The sequence below is a fragment of the Tissierella carlieri genome (assembly GCF_018917285.1).
GTDB classification, from domain to species: Bacteria; Bacillota; Clostridia; order Tissierellales; family Tissierellaceae; genus Tissierella; species Tissierella carlieri.
The window spans coordinates 107,254-124,422 of the sequence record NZ_JAHLOH010000042.1; the positions used below are offsets into that span (position 1 = coordinate 107,254).

General features: G+C 30.5%; 13 protein-coding genes. 3 read left to right on the forward strand and 10 right to left on the reverse strand.

Annotation, left to right across the window (positions count from 1 at the left end; all coding sequences use genetic code 11):
• Nucleotides 1–65: 65 nt before the first annotated feature.
• Complete coding sequence (locus KQI38_RS13860) at nucleotides 66–461, reverse strand: type II toxin-antitoxin system HicB family antitoxin (RefSeq protein ID WP_216560434.1); 396 nt, start codon at nucleotides 459–461, stop codon at nucleotides 66–68.
• 36 nt (nucleotides 462–497) lie between these two features.
• On the reverse strand, nucleotides 498–671 hold the full coding sequence (locus KQI38_RS13865; protein WP_216560437.1) for a type II toxin-antitoxin system HicA family toxin: 174 nt from the start codon (nucleotides 669–671) through the stop codon (nucleotides 498–500).
• Nucleotides 672–1,012: 341 nt separating this feature from the next.
• On the opposite strand from KQI38_RS13865, the gene KQI38_RS13870 reads away from it, so the two are divergent.
• Nucleotides 1,013–2,362: an MBOAT family O-acyltransferase gene (locus KQI38_RS13870; RefSeq protein WP_216560440.1), complete on the forward strand. Its 1,350-nt coding sequence runs from the start codon at nucleotides 1,013–1,015 to the stop codon at nucleotides 2,360–2,362.
• Nucleotides 2,331–3,377, forward strand: coding sequence for a hypothetical protein (locus KQI38_RS13875; RefSeq protein WP_216560444.1), 1,047 nt, complete (start codon nucleotides 2,331–2,333; stop codon nucleotides 3,375–3,377). The genes KQI38_RS13870 and KQI38_RS13875 overlap by 32 nt, the downstream gene beginning before the upstream one ends.
• A gap of 12 nt (nucleotides 3,378–3,389) precedes the next feature.
• On the opposite strand, the gene KQI38_RS13880 is transcribed toward KQI38_RS13875, so the two are convergent.
• The 5 genes from KQI38_RS13880 to KQI38_RS13900 form a co-directional block, all read right to left on the reverse strand.
• Nucleotides 3,390–5,804, reverse strand: coding sequence for an S-layer homology domain-containing protein (locus KQI38_RS13880; protein WP_216560447.1), 2,415 nt, complete (start codon nucleotides 5,802–5,804; stop codon nucleotides 3,390–3,392).
• Nucleotides 5,805–6,018: 214 nt separating this feature from the next.
• Entirely contained in the window at nucleotides 6,019–7,029 is a 1,011-nt protein-coding gene (locus tag KQI38_RS13885) for a stalk domain-containing protein (RefSeq protein WP_216560450.1), read from the reverse strand.
• A gap of 354 nt (nucleotides 7,030–7,383) precedes the next feature.
• Entirely contained in the window at nucleotides 7,384–9,180 is a 1,797-nt protein-coding gene (locus KQI38_RS13890; RefSeq protein ID WP_216560453.1) for a C1 family peptidase, read from the reverse strand.
• A 75-nt stretch (nucleotides 9,181–9,255) separates the two neighbouring features.
• Nucleotides 9,256–9,429: a hypothetical protein gene (locus tag KQI38_RS13895; RefSeq protein ID WP_216560456.1), complete on the reverse strand. Its 174-nt coding sequence runs from the start codon at nucleotides 9,427–9,429 to the stop codon at nucleotides 9,256–9,258.
• A 422-nt stretch (nucleotides 9,430–9,851) separates the two neighbouring features.
• Complete coding sequence (locus KQI38_RS13900; RefSeq protein ID WP_216560459.1) at nucleotides 9,852–12,167, reverse strand: leucine-rich repeat domain-containing protein; 2,316 nt, start codon at nucleotides 12,165–12,167, stop codon at nucleotides 9,852–9,854.
• 226 nt (nucleotides 12,168–12,393) lie between these two features.
• Here KQI38_RS13900 and KQI38_RS13905 point away from each other — a divergent pair, with 226 nt between their 5' ends.
• Complete coding sequence (locus KQI38_RS13905; protein ID WP_216560462.1) at nucleotides 12,394–13,905, forward strand: PPC domain-containing protein; 1,512 nt, start codon at nucleotides 12,394–12,396, stop codon at nucleotides 13,903–13,905.
• A 209-nt stretch (nucleotides 13,906–14,114) separates the two neighbouring features.
• Here KQI38_RS13905 and KQI38_RS13910 read toward each other — a convergent pair whose 3' ends face one another.
• The 3 genes from KQI38_RS13910 to KQI38_RS13920 all read right to left on the reverse strand — a co-directional run bounded on the left by KQI38_RS13910 (nucleotide 14,115) and on the right by KQI38_RS13920 (nucleotide 17,121).
• On the reverse strand, nucleotides 14,115–14,510 hold the full coding sequence (locus KQI38_RS13910) for a hypothetical protein (protein WP_216560465.1): 396 nt from the start codon (nucleotides 14,508–14,510) through the stop codon (nucleotides 14,115–14,117).
• Nucleotides 14,511–14,565: 55 nt separating this feature from the next.
• Nucleotides 14,566–14,787 (reverse strand): IS66 family insertion sequence element accessory protein TnpA, encoded by a 222-nt coding sequence (gene tnpA / locus KQI38_RS13915; RefSeq protein ID WP_420857136.1) that lies wholly within the window; start codon nucleotides 14,785–14,787, stop codon nucleotides 14,566–14,568.
• Nucleotides 14,788–15,087: 300 nt separating this feature from the next.
• Entirely contained in the window at nucleotides 15,088–17,121 is a 2,034-nt protein-coding gene (locus KQI38_RS13920) for a hypothetical protein (RefSeq protein WP_216560469.1), read from the reverse strand.
• Between the last annotated feature and the right edge of the window lie 48 nt (nucleotides 17,122–17,169).

Genomic DNA, 17,169 nt, shown 5'->3' on the forward strand with positions numbered 1-17,169 from the left:
TAATTAGTATAATCTTATATTTTGGGGACAGCACTGTCCCCCTGTCCTTATCTTATCCTAGTATTTTATTGTAATTGTAATCGGTCTTTTAACGCTTCTTGTAATAATTGGGAGAAGTTTATTCCTTCTTTTTCTGCTGCCTCATTTAACCAGCTAGGAATAGTTACATTTTTCCTAATTGTTCTCATGTCATTTGCTCTACGATATGCTTTGAAATCAACATCTACAAGAGTAACTATATCATCACTACCATGCTCTATTTTTTCCATTTCTATTGTTGTTGGCTCTGGAATATTTCTCCCACAATCCTCCTCAGTTATTCCCCATAACCCAATGGCATCTCGTGCCATTTCAATTGCATCTGCTATATCCGCTCCTTCTGTATTTATTTTTAAATCTGGAACATATACGACATATCCTGTCTCAGCTGGAATTAAAATTATAGGATATACTTTTTTCATCTTATCAACCTCCTTGGTAAATGCGACTATTAGAGGTCATTTCAGTCCTTGCCGCTTAATAATCGCTTTTGCTAAAAGCTCATTTATCTCAGTGTGTCGTGGTATAGGCTCTCTTACCTCTCCATTCGTATATATGTCGTGATTTGCACCCTCCCTGAGTTTCCACCATCCGTTCTTTTCTAGCCTCTTTATTAAGTCCCTTCGTTTCATTGTAATCCCCCCAACACACTTACTATCTTAATTATTATTATACGTATTTAATGTGTACCAGTCAATGGATTTATTCAATTATTTTATCTATTTCGTATTATACGAAAATTTCCGCTTTATCCCTACTATGGGACACTGATCCTGTCCCTTTTGATTATGTCCCTTGATAATATATGATAAATACTTTATAATACTAGTGTAAAACTAATCTATGAGGTGCTAATATGTTATTTAATTCAGTACAGTTTATTATATTTTTTATTGTTGTAACCTTAGTTTATTATATTCTTCCCCATAGATTTAGGTGGGTTCTGCTTTTAGTTAGCTCCTATTATTTCTACATGGCTTGGAAACCTGTCTATATACTATTGATACTATTATGTACCATAATAAACTATATTGCAGCTTTAATAATAAGTAAACATAAAAATCAAGGAATTAGAAAATTTTGGCTGGTTCTTAGCTTAGGTATTAGCTTTGGAGTATTATTTATATATAAATATTTTTCCTTTCTCAATGATTCTTTAGGGAATGTATTTGCATATTTCAATCTTAATTATCCAATTGGACATTTTGATATACTTCTTCCCATGGGAATATCATTTTATACTTTTCAAACATTGAGTTATACTATAGATGTATATAGAGGAGATATTAAACCTGAGAAGAATTTCTTTATGCTATCCTTATATGTAACCTTCTTTCCTCAGCTTGTGGCAGGACCAATTGAACGTTCCGATAGATTACTACCCCAATTACGTAAGAAGGCTTATTTTGACATCTATAGGGTCTTAGATGGTATAAAGATTATGGTAATAGGATTTTTCAAAAAAATAGTAATAGCAGATAGATTAGCCGTAGCCGTTAATGCAGTATATAACTCTCCACAGGATTTCTCAGGTATATACTATATTGTAGCCACCATATTATTTGCTTTTCAGATATATTGTGATTTCTCTGCATACTCGGAAATAGCCTTAGGAGCTGCAAAGGTATTGGATATTGATTTGATGAGAAATTTTGATAGACCATATCTTTCTAAAAGTATACAGGAGTTTTGGAGAAGATGGCATATTTCTCTATCCACTTGGTTTAGAGACTATCTATATATACCCTTAGGTGGAAATAGAGTAAGTAAGCCTAGATATTATTTTAATGTATTAATTACATTTTTACTCAGTGGCCTTTGGCATGGTGCAAATTGGACATTTGTCATTTGGGGAGGACTACATGGTATATATCAGATTATAGCCCATATGACTAAAAGAGTTCGCTCTAAGGTTAAGTCAACCTTAAGGCTTAATAATAGCTTCGTTCTAAAATTATTTCAGGTAATATTTACCTTTACTTTAGTGTGCTTTACTTGGATATTCTTTAGAGCAAATTCCATTTCTGATGCAATTTATATTATAGAGAATTTATTTTCAGATATAGATAGTTGGAAAGATATAAATTATCTATACTTAGTAGCCAATAATATGGGACTTAGTTTCTTTGAGTTTTTATTGGGAATTGCCTCTATTATATTATTATCTATTGGAGAGCTTATTGCTAGGAAAAGACCTTTATATTTAACTCTCAATAACTCTAATTTTATAATAGAAGGTTCCTTTTATATCATACTATTATTGATAATATTAACGATGGGGGTATACTTCAATGCAAACCAATTCATATACTTCCAGTTCTAATAGGAAAAGATTTATATGGATAAAATTGATTATATTTATAATCATCTTATCAATTTTATTACATTATATCGGAAATTACTATGAGGATATAAGCAATGAAAATCAAATTACATCTGCATATAAAAAGGCATGGACTGAGTTTTATACTTTAGAACCTAATACCTTAGATCTAATATTTATAGGCTCATCCCATGCATATTGTACCTTTGATCCTGAAATCATTGATGCAGAAATTGGAACTAGCAGTTTTAACTTTGGTTCTCCACTACAACATGCTGATTCTACTTACTATGTTTTAAAGGAAGTCCTAAAATATCATAAGCCTAAGGTAATGGTATTTGAATTATATTGGGATATGCTTAGTAATGAATTTGAATTAAAGCAAGCAGATACAGTTATTTCAGCAATAAATAACAAGGAATTCGAAAGAGAATTTTTAAGAAATGCTTTTCCCTTAAACGAACTGGTAAAATATATTTTTAAACCTGTTAGATTTCAGCAGGATGTATTTAGCTATTGGAACGATGAATTAAAAGAAGATATAGAAAAGCAACTCAAGCCTATAGAGGAGGAACAAAAAAATGTTCCTGGAGTGAGCTATCATAGATCGAGAGGGTTTATATATTCAAATATAGTTATACCTGAATCAGAGTTCCATGAAACCAATCAATTTATTGAATTTGATGGTGCTACATGGGATTTTAATGAAACACAAAAATCCTATATTGAAAAAATAGTTAAACTCTGCAAAGATGAAGGAATTACACCTATATTTGTGACAGCACCTATTGCCAATGTTTCAATGGACTATATTAAAAACTATGATATGCTTCATAAAAAGATTGCAGATTTTGCTGATGAACTGGATGTACCCTATAGGGATTACAATATAGTAAATAAAGAAAAGAATTTATTTATCAATGAAAACTTTAGAGATGATGCCCACCTTAACTATAGTGGGGTGCAAATATTCATGAAAGACTTTATAGAATGGTATAAGCAAGGTCAATATTGACCTTGCTTATTATTATTTTACTAAGATTATATCTACTTCTCCTTCATTATCTAAATGAAGCTTAACAAAAGAGCCTTTTTTAGCAGTTCCAAGCTCTATATGCTCTTTGCTAACCCAATAGGATTTTGCTTTACCATTTTCCATTACAGTAATCTCTATTAGTTTTCCGGAGCTAGTATCTACATCAACCACTTCTATGAATTTATCCGCATCTCTAAATATTAATTCGCCTTTAACTATTTTATCCTCAGAATTCATATAAACCTTAATATAATCCCCTACAGCTAGGTTTTGAAGCTTAGTATTTTTATCCAGCTTTATTCTCACTGGTTCTTCTCCTATAAATCCTTCGATTTCATCATCATAATTAGCTTTAAAATCATATCTTAGCTTAACTAGCTCTTCTATGGTTCCTTCTGTAGTTTGTTTAAATCCTGTAAATATAAATAGGTTGATTCTATTCTCTACTCCTGAGGTTATGACATTCTTGCTTAGTCCAAGCTTATCGAATTCATAATCTGAAAACATGAATACCCTCAGATTAGAATCTAAGCTAGCATTTGATAATATCTTTTCCAGTTCTAATGCCTTAACTTCTTTTAACTCTTTACCATCTTCGTAGAATAGGAAGGATCTTGCATCTTTATTAGCTATATATCTTCTATCTATAGTAAATTTACCCTGAGAATCCTTATCTACCTTTACAGATGAGTTTTTAATGCCATTGAAATCCTTAACTAAAGACAATTTTTCAATATATTTACCATCCTTAAGGATATATACTAAATCTCCTGATGATAAATCCTTTAATTCAAGTTTTTTACCTTGAGAATTTTCTAATTTGGATTTTAAATCTATTTCAAATTCAACCTTATTTCCATTGCTATCTATTAGACGAATTTCTTTAACCAAAGCTCTATCTACTATATAAAAATCTTCATTTTGAACCTTAGATGAAACTATATATTTAATATTATTAGCTGCATCTAGTCCATAAGCCACTTCTTGTCCCCTTAATAGGTATATATCATCATAAGCTTTCTCTGAATCTAAAACTATAAATTCTTCTCCATCAGTGGAATATAGCATATTAAACTTATTTGAAACCTTATATTCTTTATCATCTATTTTCACAACTACGTCTTTTCCATTTCTAGAAACTACATTATCTAGTTTACCCTTTAAATCTATTTTATTGCTGATTAAAAGCTTATTGTCGTCATATACATGTCCTACATTTAATTCATCAACATCCTTTAAATCAGCTGCTACTAGGCTATTATCTTGTAGCATTATAGCTCCATCTACTGCTATGGTTCTTCCGTCAGTAAATGTCACCTTATTACCGTCAACTTTCTCAATAGGCTCTACCTTAGAGAAATCAAAGGATTCTATGGCAATTACTTTATCTCTGTCTAAAGTAATTCTTGCAAAATCTGATGTTTCCTTATTATATAAATCATTATAATTTATTTTTTCATCATTATGATACACAAAATGAAGCTTATCATTTGCCTTAGCTAAGCTACCTTCAGATAAAATATCATAGGTATCTCCCATCAATAGTGCTTCGTCTCTTTTAAATTCCACTAAACCTGCCACATACTTATATGAGTTATCTATTTCATAGCTTTTAATATTATTATTTTCATCTAATTTAACCTTAATAACCTTACCAAGTAAATCGTCAACATTGTCTATATTGTTAAATCTTGCTCTAGTATAATCATTAACACTATATTTGTTGCCTTCGGCAGATTCAAGTATAACAAGTCCTAATTCATTTTCATCTATGGCATGTACTCTCTCTATTTCTGTTACTAAAGCCTTATAGCTATATAGACCTTCTTCATCTATATCTTCTTTAGCTACAGTATTATATAACATTTCAAAGGCTTTGAGTCTTGTTATCTTAGCCTTTACATCATCAATTTTAATTCCATCTAATATACCAAGTTGATCTGCCTTCAAGATATATGGTGTTGGCCAAGGTGCTGATTTTACTTCCTCTTCAGTTAATCCACCTTTAACTTGAACTAACATAACCACTATCTCTTGATAGGTTATATTCTCCTTTGGTCTAAAGGTATTATCAGGATAACCGCTAACTATATTCGCCTCTACTGCTGCATTTACCATTCCATTAGACCATGTTTTAGCATTCATATCAGTAAATTTATTTTCAATGTTTTGATATAAAGGTGCCAGAGATTCTTTCCCTAAAGCTTTTACTATAATTGTAGCCGCTTCTTCTCGTGTTAAATTACCATTTAAATTTAAATCTCCATCTCCTCCACCTACTACAAACTTCTTCTCTACCAGCCAATCTATTTTCTCGTTTCCTGTTTTAGCTAAAGAAATATTTCCAAAGCCAATCATCATCAGGAAAATTAGCAAGCCAGATATAATCTTCTTATTCTTGTGCATATCTACTACCCCCTATATTAGTTATATTTTATATATTCCCACTCTCTATCTAGTGAAACAATTTTAATATCCCACAGTCTCGAAACTCAAATCTATTTGCTCGTTACGCTCACATAGATTTGGTTCTCGTTGCGTTTGACCTACTAAAGCTCACTATCGTTCGCTAAGTTAGGTTATAAAAAAGCAAGTAGATAACTACTTGCTTCTTTACAGACTATCTATCTTGATCCACTAATTTTCCATTATAGTAGAAGTCTACATATATTTTATATTTAGCACTTCTGTTTAAATCTACATCAATGTCATATCCAATATCAGTTCTCAAATCATATAATTCATCAGTTGTATATCTATTACTTTTTAGCTCGATATCAGCTACTATATTATAATCGTATTCTGTGATACTCGCATCATATACTTCACTATATTCGCTTATTATATATCTTTCTAAAGATGCATAATCTCCTCTACTGGAAGATCCTGAGCCTGATTGTACATCTATTTGCAGTTTATCCTTGCTATCTGTATAGAAGTCATAGGATGAAGCTTTAGTTCCTGCACTTAAAGTTCCTTCTACCTTAGGATATTTATATTCCTTTTGAATATCACTTACTATATCTGATATCAATCTTTCTTGTTTTGTATATGATAATTTATCCCAAGCAGTATAATAGCTCTTATTTATATCAATATCTACAACTATAGAACTACTTTTTTCTCTCAAAGTAATATCAACTCTTAGTTTTTCATAATCCCCATAATATTTGTTAAGATCCTTTTCAAAAGCAGTTAGACCTGTTACACTATCTTCTTTCTTTTTAAGCTCTTCCTCTAAATTTTTAACCTTAGCTTCTAATTCTTTAATCTTCGCTTCTTTTTCCACTATTTGAATTTTAGCTTGATTTAAATCCAAAGCAAGTTGGCTATATTGTTGCTCATTTGCACCAGCTGAAATATATACGCTATTAGGATCATTTTGACTCCAACTAACCTGTTTTCCTAAAGCCTCACCTAATGCTCTAACCGGTAGATAGGTTCTATTATTTACTATAATAGGCTGTTGATCACTTGGTACAGATATTGCCGCACCATTGTTGAAAATTTTCATATTGGCAATCTTTCCAACTACATCCGTTCCCGCTGCCATAACTCCTGTAAATACTGATGTTCCAAGTATTGTAGCAGCCCCTAGAACAGCAACTGCTTTTTTCTTAATATTATTCATACTGTTACCTCCCTTTTTTATTTCTACTTCCTATTGTATTATCTTATATTATTATGATATTATAAAATAATGCTTTTGTCAAAGACACTAAGGTTACAATACTATGACATTTGTATTACAAATTAAATAATCATTTATTTCTTCCAGTCAATAATGGTTATTTTCTCCATTTTACATCATACTAATGGTCATCTTCTCAAAATCTGCTAAAATACTTCAATTCTTCTGCGTACCCCTTTGGCATCTTTTATATCTATCAGGGATTTCAAATACCTATAACTCCATTATAGTTATCTAATTTATCTTTACTATTCATTTGGCAGGATATTTTTCACTCGACCAATAGTTCTATGGCTATACTATAAATGGAATTTTGAATCTTTTTTCTAACATTTTCCCACTAACCGACTGCAAAATGTCCTCTATAATTATCCAGTACTGCCTGTCCACTTCGAATAATCCATTATTATTAAGTTTTATATATCCATACTTAGTATCATTTTGCACTTCTGGAGTAATAAAACTTAATTTATTATAGTCTTCATCTATAATATAAACAGTAAACTCATCTACAGTATCATTATCTAGGGGCATACTTAATTTAATAGTCCATGAATAGTCTAGCAATGTTGTATGTAGTATGTTTCCCCATGTTTCATATTCCTCATATGGGTCAGGTTGTGGCTCTGGTTCTTTGTCAATTGTAAAAGCCTTTAGATTTACATTTGTATTAGGATATATCTGGTTTACGTCTGTCCAAACAAAACCATCATACCCAATAAAGCTTTGTCCAACTTCTGCCCGTGCTCCACTGGTATAGCCACTGATTTGTCTCTCTAATGGGATTTGATACCCTCCTGTGCTACTTATTATTTTAACAATAACTGCAAAGTTACTTCCTCTACTTATTCTCTCACCTGGAAATTCTATGGTATGATACCCAGCAAAATCTATCTCCCCACTCGCAACTTTTCTACTATTGTTCAAATTTCCCATATAGTCTGTATTTACATATACTTCATATCTACAATTATCTTCACTCACAAAAAAGCCTACACCTTCGAGGCTTTTATCTCTATCTCCAGTGCGAAAAACATTTGCAAACCATCCAGTATCAGTTCCGTATCCCATACTAGTGACCATTCCTAATGGATCATATTGATATATACTATCAAATTTATATGGTTCTTCTACAATATATATTGCATTGGATTTACCTACATTAGTATCATAGTATGATACATAAAAGTATCCTTCTTCTCCCCAATTTGTACCCCAACTGTTTTTTACTATAAAAGCTCCATCTCCAGGAGGTGCAATTCTAAAATTAGTAAGACTATAATTATCATCCCATCCAACTATAGACACTGCATGGTCTGTTCCTATTGATCCATTATAATAATGAGATGCTGTTACACTGTTATAGTATACTTCATTTGAATAAATACTAGTCTGGACAGCTCCATATTCCATTAAGGCATACTTTATCAATTCATTATCTAAATAATCTTTTCTATCAGGTATATAAAGTACATTAGTAAGATGTTTTTGAATTTGAAGATTTGATGGAGAATAGAAACCATATTCATCATAAGGATCATCAGCTTCTAAAACAGGTCCTTCCCATCTGGCCATATAAGCAGTTGACATAGATCTATTGCCTCCATCATTTGGACCATAATCAAAGCCATGATTATTTCGCATGTTTTTCTCTGAAAAATCCCATATCTCTCTTGGCATTAGATATGATTCTAAAGATGAATATGCTGCAAATGTCCAGCATGAACCATTTCTCCCTTGATCCTTAATAGAAGTTACCTTATTGATGTTTCTCAAATCAAATCTTTCAGGATAGACTCTATTATACATCTCACTGAAATTTATTCTTGAGCTTCGATTTATGATAAATGGTTCCGGTATAATCCCTCTCTCATATATTTGAATAGATGTTTTATCTTTCAAATTCATATAGTTCAATTCGCCATCTTCTTCGATATAATCTATCTCATTTATATAATCTAAAAACTCTGGATTCATAGGTGCCAATCTAGGTGTTAGGTCGCTCGCAAATATATTTATTGGCATAGACATTATTACTATTGATAGTATTAATATAAATTCCAATTTATTTACCATATTATTTAATTTCATTTATGTCCTCCTATTTTAAGCTGTTATAAATCATATATTCTAGGCTCATCCCACCTTTTACCAGCCATGGTATTATTATAGCAGAGATTCTAATGTTACAATATTAGCTTGTCTTTGTACATGGTAGGCTGTATGCTTCACACCTTCCCCAAATACTCTGTTCCATACCTTAGCATCTATAAAAGCTAACTCTATCTGATTTAGTATAATCAATTTTCTATTATTCATAAATGCTCTTAGTTTTTTCATCTAATTTCCTCCTTTTTTTACTTTTATCTACATTATATATTACTAGGTAAACTATTCCAACTACTTAATTATCATATAATAGAATCAATCCTAAGTATATTTCTTTTTAACCGTCTTCCTGTTCCTATAATATATTTATCTTTGGGTCATATACCCTTTCTTGGATATACTCCCATAATCTGAGTATTGAATAGTAGCTCAATATTATATAAACTAATATTAGTTAACAACATTACGTTAACTTTAGTAAGGTAAATAGCACTTACCTGTACAACTTTTAAAGACCTAGGATGAGATAGTCCTAGGTCTTCTTATTCTATAGTTATCTATATATTTTTACGAATTGAGATATTAAAGTTAACTTTTCTTGCTAAAAGTATTCTTATCCATTATTTTATTCTCTTAAAAATTCAAGCTACACATCAAAAGTCTTTACGAACAAGGTTTTCATAATATGAAAATACGGGACTAAAATCAGTTATTTGGTTACTACTTAATAACAATTCTGTTAAATTAGTTAACCCGGATAAAGCTTCTATATTATCTATCTGATTGTTTGTTAAATATAATACTTGCAAACCTATTAGAGCTGATAATGGAGATATATCCCTTATAATATTTCTACCTAAATATAGTTCCTTCAAATTTGTTAAATTAGATAACACTGATATATCTTTTACTTGATTTTTATCTAAGTTCAATATACGAAGTTCCTTCAAATTCATTAAAGGCGATATATCACTAATAAAAAGATTATCACCTAAACTCAAATACTCTAAATTAAGTAAATTTGCCAGAGCCGATATATCACTTATCTGATTCATATTCAGAACTAAATGATATAGCTTGGGTAACCTACTTAAAGGTTCTATATCATTAATCTTGTTAAAGTTTAAATATAATATTTCTAAATTAGCTAAATTTGATAGAGGACTTATATCCACAATATGTCGATTATTACCTAAACTTAAATATTCCAAATTAATTAAATCCCTTAGTGCTGATATATCACTCAGTTCATTTCCACTAAGCTCTAAATGCCTCAAGCTCTTTAAATCAGTCAAAAATGATATATCATTTATTTTTGTATCACTTAAACTCAACGTCTCTAACCTTGTTAAGTCTTTAAAATTAGAGGTATCTGTTATTAAATTACCGCTTAAATTTAATTCTTCAATATTAACTAATTTAGCAATTGGAGATATATCATTTACCTGACACCCAAATAAATCAAGGGTTTGTAATTTATATAGATTCTCTAAATCTGATATATCCTTAACAGGATTATTAGTCAACTTCAAATATTCTAAATTAGATAAGTTTGACAGTATAGATATATCACTAATGTAATTAGAGGATAGTTGTAAATGTTTTAAATTCTTTAAATTCTTAAGAGGGGATATATCTCTAATGCTACACTCATACATTGACACCTTCTCTAATTCAGTTAAATTAGCTAAGGGGATTAAATCTTCTATTAGAGGGGTTTTAAAAAAATCAATTGTCTTTAAATTTGGTAAATCAGCTATTGCTGATATGTCACTAAGGACTTTTGATTGAGAAGATAAATACTTTAAATTTGATAAATGTTGTAACCCTTCCAAAGTTTCAATTGGTGCACTTCCCAATGATAAAATCGTTATTTTTTCCACGTCACTTTTTAAAATATCCCCTTGATACTTTCCGGTTGCAAATCTTATAGCCTTTTCCAAATTCTCATCAGGAAATTTAATTCCTTCATCTGTATTTTCACTTAGCCCAAAATCTTTAAAATAAATACTATCATAAAATGGTGATACTGGACTAAAATCTGTGATAGGATTAAAAGCTAAATATAACGAAACCAATTTAGTATAATTACTTAAAGGAGATATATCAGATATTTGATTAGAGCGTAATCCTAAGCTAGTTAAATTTGTAAGTCCGGCTATAGAAGATATATCACTTATTTGGTTATATCCTAAATTCAAATGCTTTAATTTATCTAAGTTTTTTAAAGGTGTAATATCCCTGACTTTATTATCATATAAATCTAGAGTCTCTAAATTAGTTAGACTAATTAAAGGTGATATTTTCTCTACTTCATTATACATTAAATCTAATTTTTTTAGGGTTACTATGTTTTCTAAAGGCCGTATATCTTTTATTTTATTATTAGCTAGATATAAAAACTCTAATTTAGTTAAGTACTGTAATCCTTCTAAGCTTTCAATTCCCTTATTATCTGCATCAAGCTTAGTAATTTCTTGAAGATCATCTAAAAAAATACTTCCTGTTTGTTTATCTATGACTTCCCGTATTGCCAGTTCTAGATTTTTATCTAAAAATTTAACTTCTTGATTTCCTTCATTTAATTGAAATATAAATGGAACCTTAATCATTTTATTAAGCTTTTTATTATTCTCAGATGTAATATCATTTGTAATAAATATATGATATGTCTCATCCATGGTATATTCTTCTAGTGGTATTATAATAACTGTTTTTTGATCCTCTCCCATAACTACTCTTGAATCGATAATAATGTCTCTTTCATTTTTTATATAAATATTATCATTATTCACTGTAGATTGGTCTAATTCATAATTAAATTGGATGTTCCATTCTTTTATAGGATTATCTGTAAATTTCGTTTCCCATATGATAGCTAAGTCTTCTTGAGCACAAACCTTCATCATTCCGATATTTAACCCAAATAATAGAGCAAATACTAAAAGCACAATTGTTTTTCTACTCACAAAAATCCTCCTTTACTTTTTTATTGGAATACTATTACTTCATGGAGTATCAATTACATATATCTTATCATCTATCCATATATAACTCAATATCAGTGCTTCTATATAGCTTATTTTCTCTCATTAACCCCTAAAACAAATCTTATTATAGGATTGAAGATTTAATAACTATATAATATAATTAGGTAAAGCCATGTTTCCAAATTTAACCATAGGGAGGTATAAAATGAAAAAGAATGTTAGTTTATTAATCGCATTAGTAGTATTAGTATCATCAAGTTTTGTTTGGGGAGATAGCAATGAATATCTAGACTTTGATGAATATGGATTTAGAATGAATCCAAAACAGGAAATTTCTAGACAATTATTTAGTGTAGGAACAGTAGAATGGGAAACTTTTCCGAGTAAAAGCAATGTTCCATTAGATAAGATGTGGACTATAGAATTTTCTCGTACAATTGATATTAATGAAATTGATGCTGTAGTTATTGAGCAAGGAACTCAATATATTCCAGTAACAATATCAAAAACTGTAGACAATAAATTAGTTGTTTCTCCAAGAGATGAATTTGCTGGTAATACTAACTATGTTCTAAAGGTATTGTTGAACAATGGTAAAAGATATAAAATGGATTTTAGAACTAGGAACAGTAACAGAGAGGCAGATATAGAACCAAATAATACATACTTAGAAGCATCTAAGGTATATTTAAATGAGGTCATCAATGGTGAAATCACTAAGGGTGATGTAGATTTCTTTAAGGTAGAAATACCTAGTCATGGAACATTAAATCTCAACCTAACCGGATTCAATAATGTAGGTATGTCTTTGTACCTATATGGTCCTAATGGAAATAATGAGTCTTATATGGAAAGTAAAACAAACTTTACACAAGGAGGAATATCAGAGGGACTAAGACCGGGAACTTATTATATAAAAGTAACTACTCGTTATGATAGTGATTATTCTCCATATGAATTAGAAATAAACTTTGATGAAAGTCAATTTAAAGATGATAATGGAGTAAGTAATTATTTATATTCAGAATTAGTAGATTTAAATGGTAGTTTTACAGGACATGTTGGATATTTCTCAGATTATAATCGCGGAAATTATAATGATTTCTTTAAGGTAGAAATACCTAGCCACGGAACATTAAATCTCAATCTAACCGGATTCAATAATGTAGGTATGTCTCTGTACCTATATGGTCCTAATGGAAATAATGATTCTTATATGGAAAGTAAAACAAACTTTACACAAGGAGGAATATCAGAAGGATTAAGACCAGGAACTTATTATATAAAAGTAACTACTCGTTATGATAGTGACTATTCTCCATATGAATTAGAAATAAACTTTGATGAGAGTAATTTTGAAGATGATAATGGAGTAAGTAATTATTTATATTCAGAATTAGTAGATTTAAATGGTAGTTTTACAGGGCATGTTGGATATTTCTCAGGTTATAATCGCGGAAATTATAATGATTTCTTCAAGATAGAAATACCTAGAGAAGGAACATTAGATATTAATCTAACTGGATTCAATAATGTAGGTATGTCTTTGTACCTATATGGTCCTAATGGAGATAATGAGTATGCTATGAAAAGTAAAACAAACTTTACTAAAGGTGGAATATCTGCCTCATTAACTCCCGGAACTTATTATATAAAAGTAACTACTCATTATGATAGCAGTTATTCTCCATATGAGTTGGAACTGGAATTTGATTAGAGGTTATATGATTTTAATAGTTTTCACCACGTTCTAGGTAAACAAAAAATATATTGAAAATTAAATAAAAATTTGTTATTAAAACAATAAGTTTTTATGAAAAAATTCTCTTCTCTGGCAAAAAGTATATATACCTAAGTCCAGAAAAGAGAATTCTTATATATTTTAATATTAATAATAAACAAAACTTTTTAGATAACTGTATAATTCTAATAAATATCTATTACCTCTAGATTATCAGGCGCCTCCATTATAATTTCAGGTAGTGATTCAGCGATAGAAGGTATAGCTAAAACTATATTCATTATAATTTCATCCTCTTCAAGATTTTGCTCTAATCCTTGAAAAAATACTTCTGTTACCTTAGCTTTGAAATCATTATAATTCACAAGCTTTCCTTGAACCAGCTTAGCAAACGTGTGACCCATATAAGCTTCTGATATAGCCTCATCAATCTGTTGATTAGTCATTGGTGTATAATAAGATTTCTTTAATGTTACATTATAGTACAATGGTAAATCATCTGTAGCATATGTCACATTTGTGAAAACAAAACCAAATAGTAGAAAGAAAAACATAAAGCCAATTATCACTATCTTTTTCATTTTTTACCCCCTATTATGTTTATATTATTATCCAAATTATACCATATGATTAAGTTTATATCAATAAACTTAGCTCTAAAATTCTATATATGTTACTTGTTTCAAGAACTTTAACAACAGCAAAAGGAGATTGAACTACTTGTGATTCTCCTGGTATCAATGTAAGTGATTCATTACAAACTATTCTTTGCCAGTAATAATATTGACTTGGTCTTACCCCGTTTTCAGCACACCATTTTCTTATTAGCATACCACTATTTCGACACCTAGAGATAATTTCACGTCATTCCTCAACTAGAACTTGGGATTAACGGATATCATATCCATACTGCATTCTTTCTGATACCTTATTATCTCATTTAGCAATTCTCATGAATACCAATCTTTTATTATATGCTTGCTTAACAAGTAGTAGCTGGTGGAGTAATTTTTGATCGAAAAAGGAAAGAGACTCTGGACTTATGATTACTTCCTTTCCTATTTCGTGTCTCTCCTTAATAACAAAACCCTCAAGGATTAAATCCCTGAGGGTATACTTGCATCAAGTTTATACTTGAGTAATTTATTTAGTTCCTAATTATAGTCCCATTGCTGCTACTATGTCTGCAAGTGTTGCATATGGAACATTTGCTAATACCGCATCTGCTACATCAGATTTTTGAGCAGTAGTTAATGCATCAAATGCTTCATTGCCTAAAGCTGTTAATGCAGTAATCATATCAGCTATATTATCTGCTGTATTAACACCATTAATTAATGTTTCATAAGCAGTTATTTTTGTTCCTAGTAAAGCTTTAATTTCATCATAGTCAGCTGGTACTGGATCTTCTGCAGCTAATTCATCAATAAACCACTCTGCAAATTCATTCTTTTTAGCAGATGAAAGGTTTAAATAATCGGAGTTTTCAAATTCAAATAATAAAGCTCTCATTTCAGTTGCTGTTTCAGCTTTCATTACTTTTCCATAAATAACAAGTTTCGTAGTTTCTGCTTCTAAATCCTCAATTGCATTAGTCACATCTTCTACACTCTTTGTCGCTGGATCAGCGGTGAATCCTTCTAAAGCTCCTACTAAAGCAACATATTCTGGATCAGTTTCTTCTCCACCTGCTGCTAGATATGCTCCCATAGCTACATTTGCATCATCTATAACAGTTAATGCTTTAGTTGCTGCTTTTAAAGCTTCTACAGCTGAAACAAGAGTTGTAGTCGCAAGTGCATTAACACTTAAATCTTCTGCAACTAAAGCTTCTACAGCTCCAACAACATCTATATATTCTGTTTCTTCTGCAAAATCTTCACCAAATGCTACTTCAAATGCTGCTAATGCTTCTTCTGCTTCTACTATAGCTGCATCTGCTGCTTCACGTGCTTCAGCAATTGCCTCTAATTGAGTATCTATAGCTTCAATGGTTTCTGCTTTAGTATTGCTATTAACAGTATCTTCTGTTTCTTCATTAACTAATTCTAATGTTACTAATGCTGCTTTGTATGCATTCAATTCTGATGGTTTTGCATCTGCATCAATTATTACACTATCATTAGTTACTACAGCATCAAGGTTAATTTGGTCAATCTTATCTTGAACTAATTCAACAGTTGTCATTCCACCATCAAGAGCTAAATCAGTAGTAAAGATCAGACCAGCAACATCCATATATGCATCCATATTAGCATCATCAACAAATTGGAAGTATTGTTTTAATACAGTATATTTTGCAAATTCACCAGTTGCATCATCTAATGCTGCTTTGAATTCAACAAAATATGATCCAGCTTCTGCTGCTTCGTTTGCTGCATCTATAACTAATTCTTGAACTTCTGCTACTGTTTTAAAAGTACCTGTTACATTAGCTTTATAAGCATCAACATTAGCTACATCAAAGCCTGTGAAATAAGTATCATCAGCTAAAAGTGTTGCTAATTGAGCTGCAGTAGCAGTATTAATTTTAGCAACTAAATCTTCAACTGCTTTAAACTCAAGAGCTACATTAACAACTTGTGTTTCTTCACCTATTGTTACTTCAACAACATATTCATCATCACCAAAGTTTTTGCTGCTAATATCAAATGTTACAACATTATCTTTGATTTCAACAGCATTAGCTGTAACCATTGCAGTTCCAGTCTTTGCACCTTCTTCATCAAGTGCAAAAATAGCAACCTTTGCTGTTGCTCCTTCTTCTGCTTCGAATACAGCTACATTTAAATCAATTGTCTTGTCAATAGCACTTACTTCTACAACTTTTAATTCTTCTTCAGGCAATTCAACTTCTTCTAATCCTTCAACTATAGATGGTATTGCTGCAACTACTGCTTCTATTGCTTCTTCTTCTGTTTTGCCAGAATCTAAAGCTTCTTGTAAAACTTCTATTACTGCAGCTCTATATTCATCATAATTAACTAATTTGTTATTCACTAATTTAGCTATTTCGTTTCCATTGTTATATTCAGCTATTAGTTCGTCTACTGATTCATTAGTCATTGGTGTAGTATATTCTTTTTCCAAGGTTACATTATAATATAACATATTAGCAGCGGATGCTACACTACCCATAACCATTGTCAGTGCTAAAATTAAGGATAACATTAATCTTAATTTTTTGTTCATAAGTTTCCTGCCCCCTTGTCATTTTATTTAAAATCATAAATATATCGG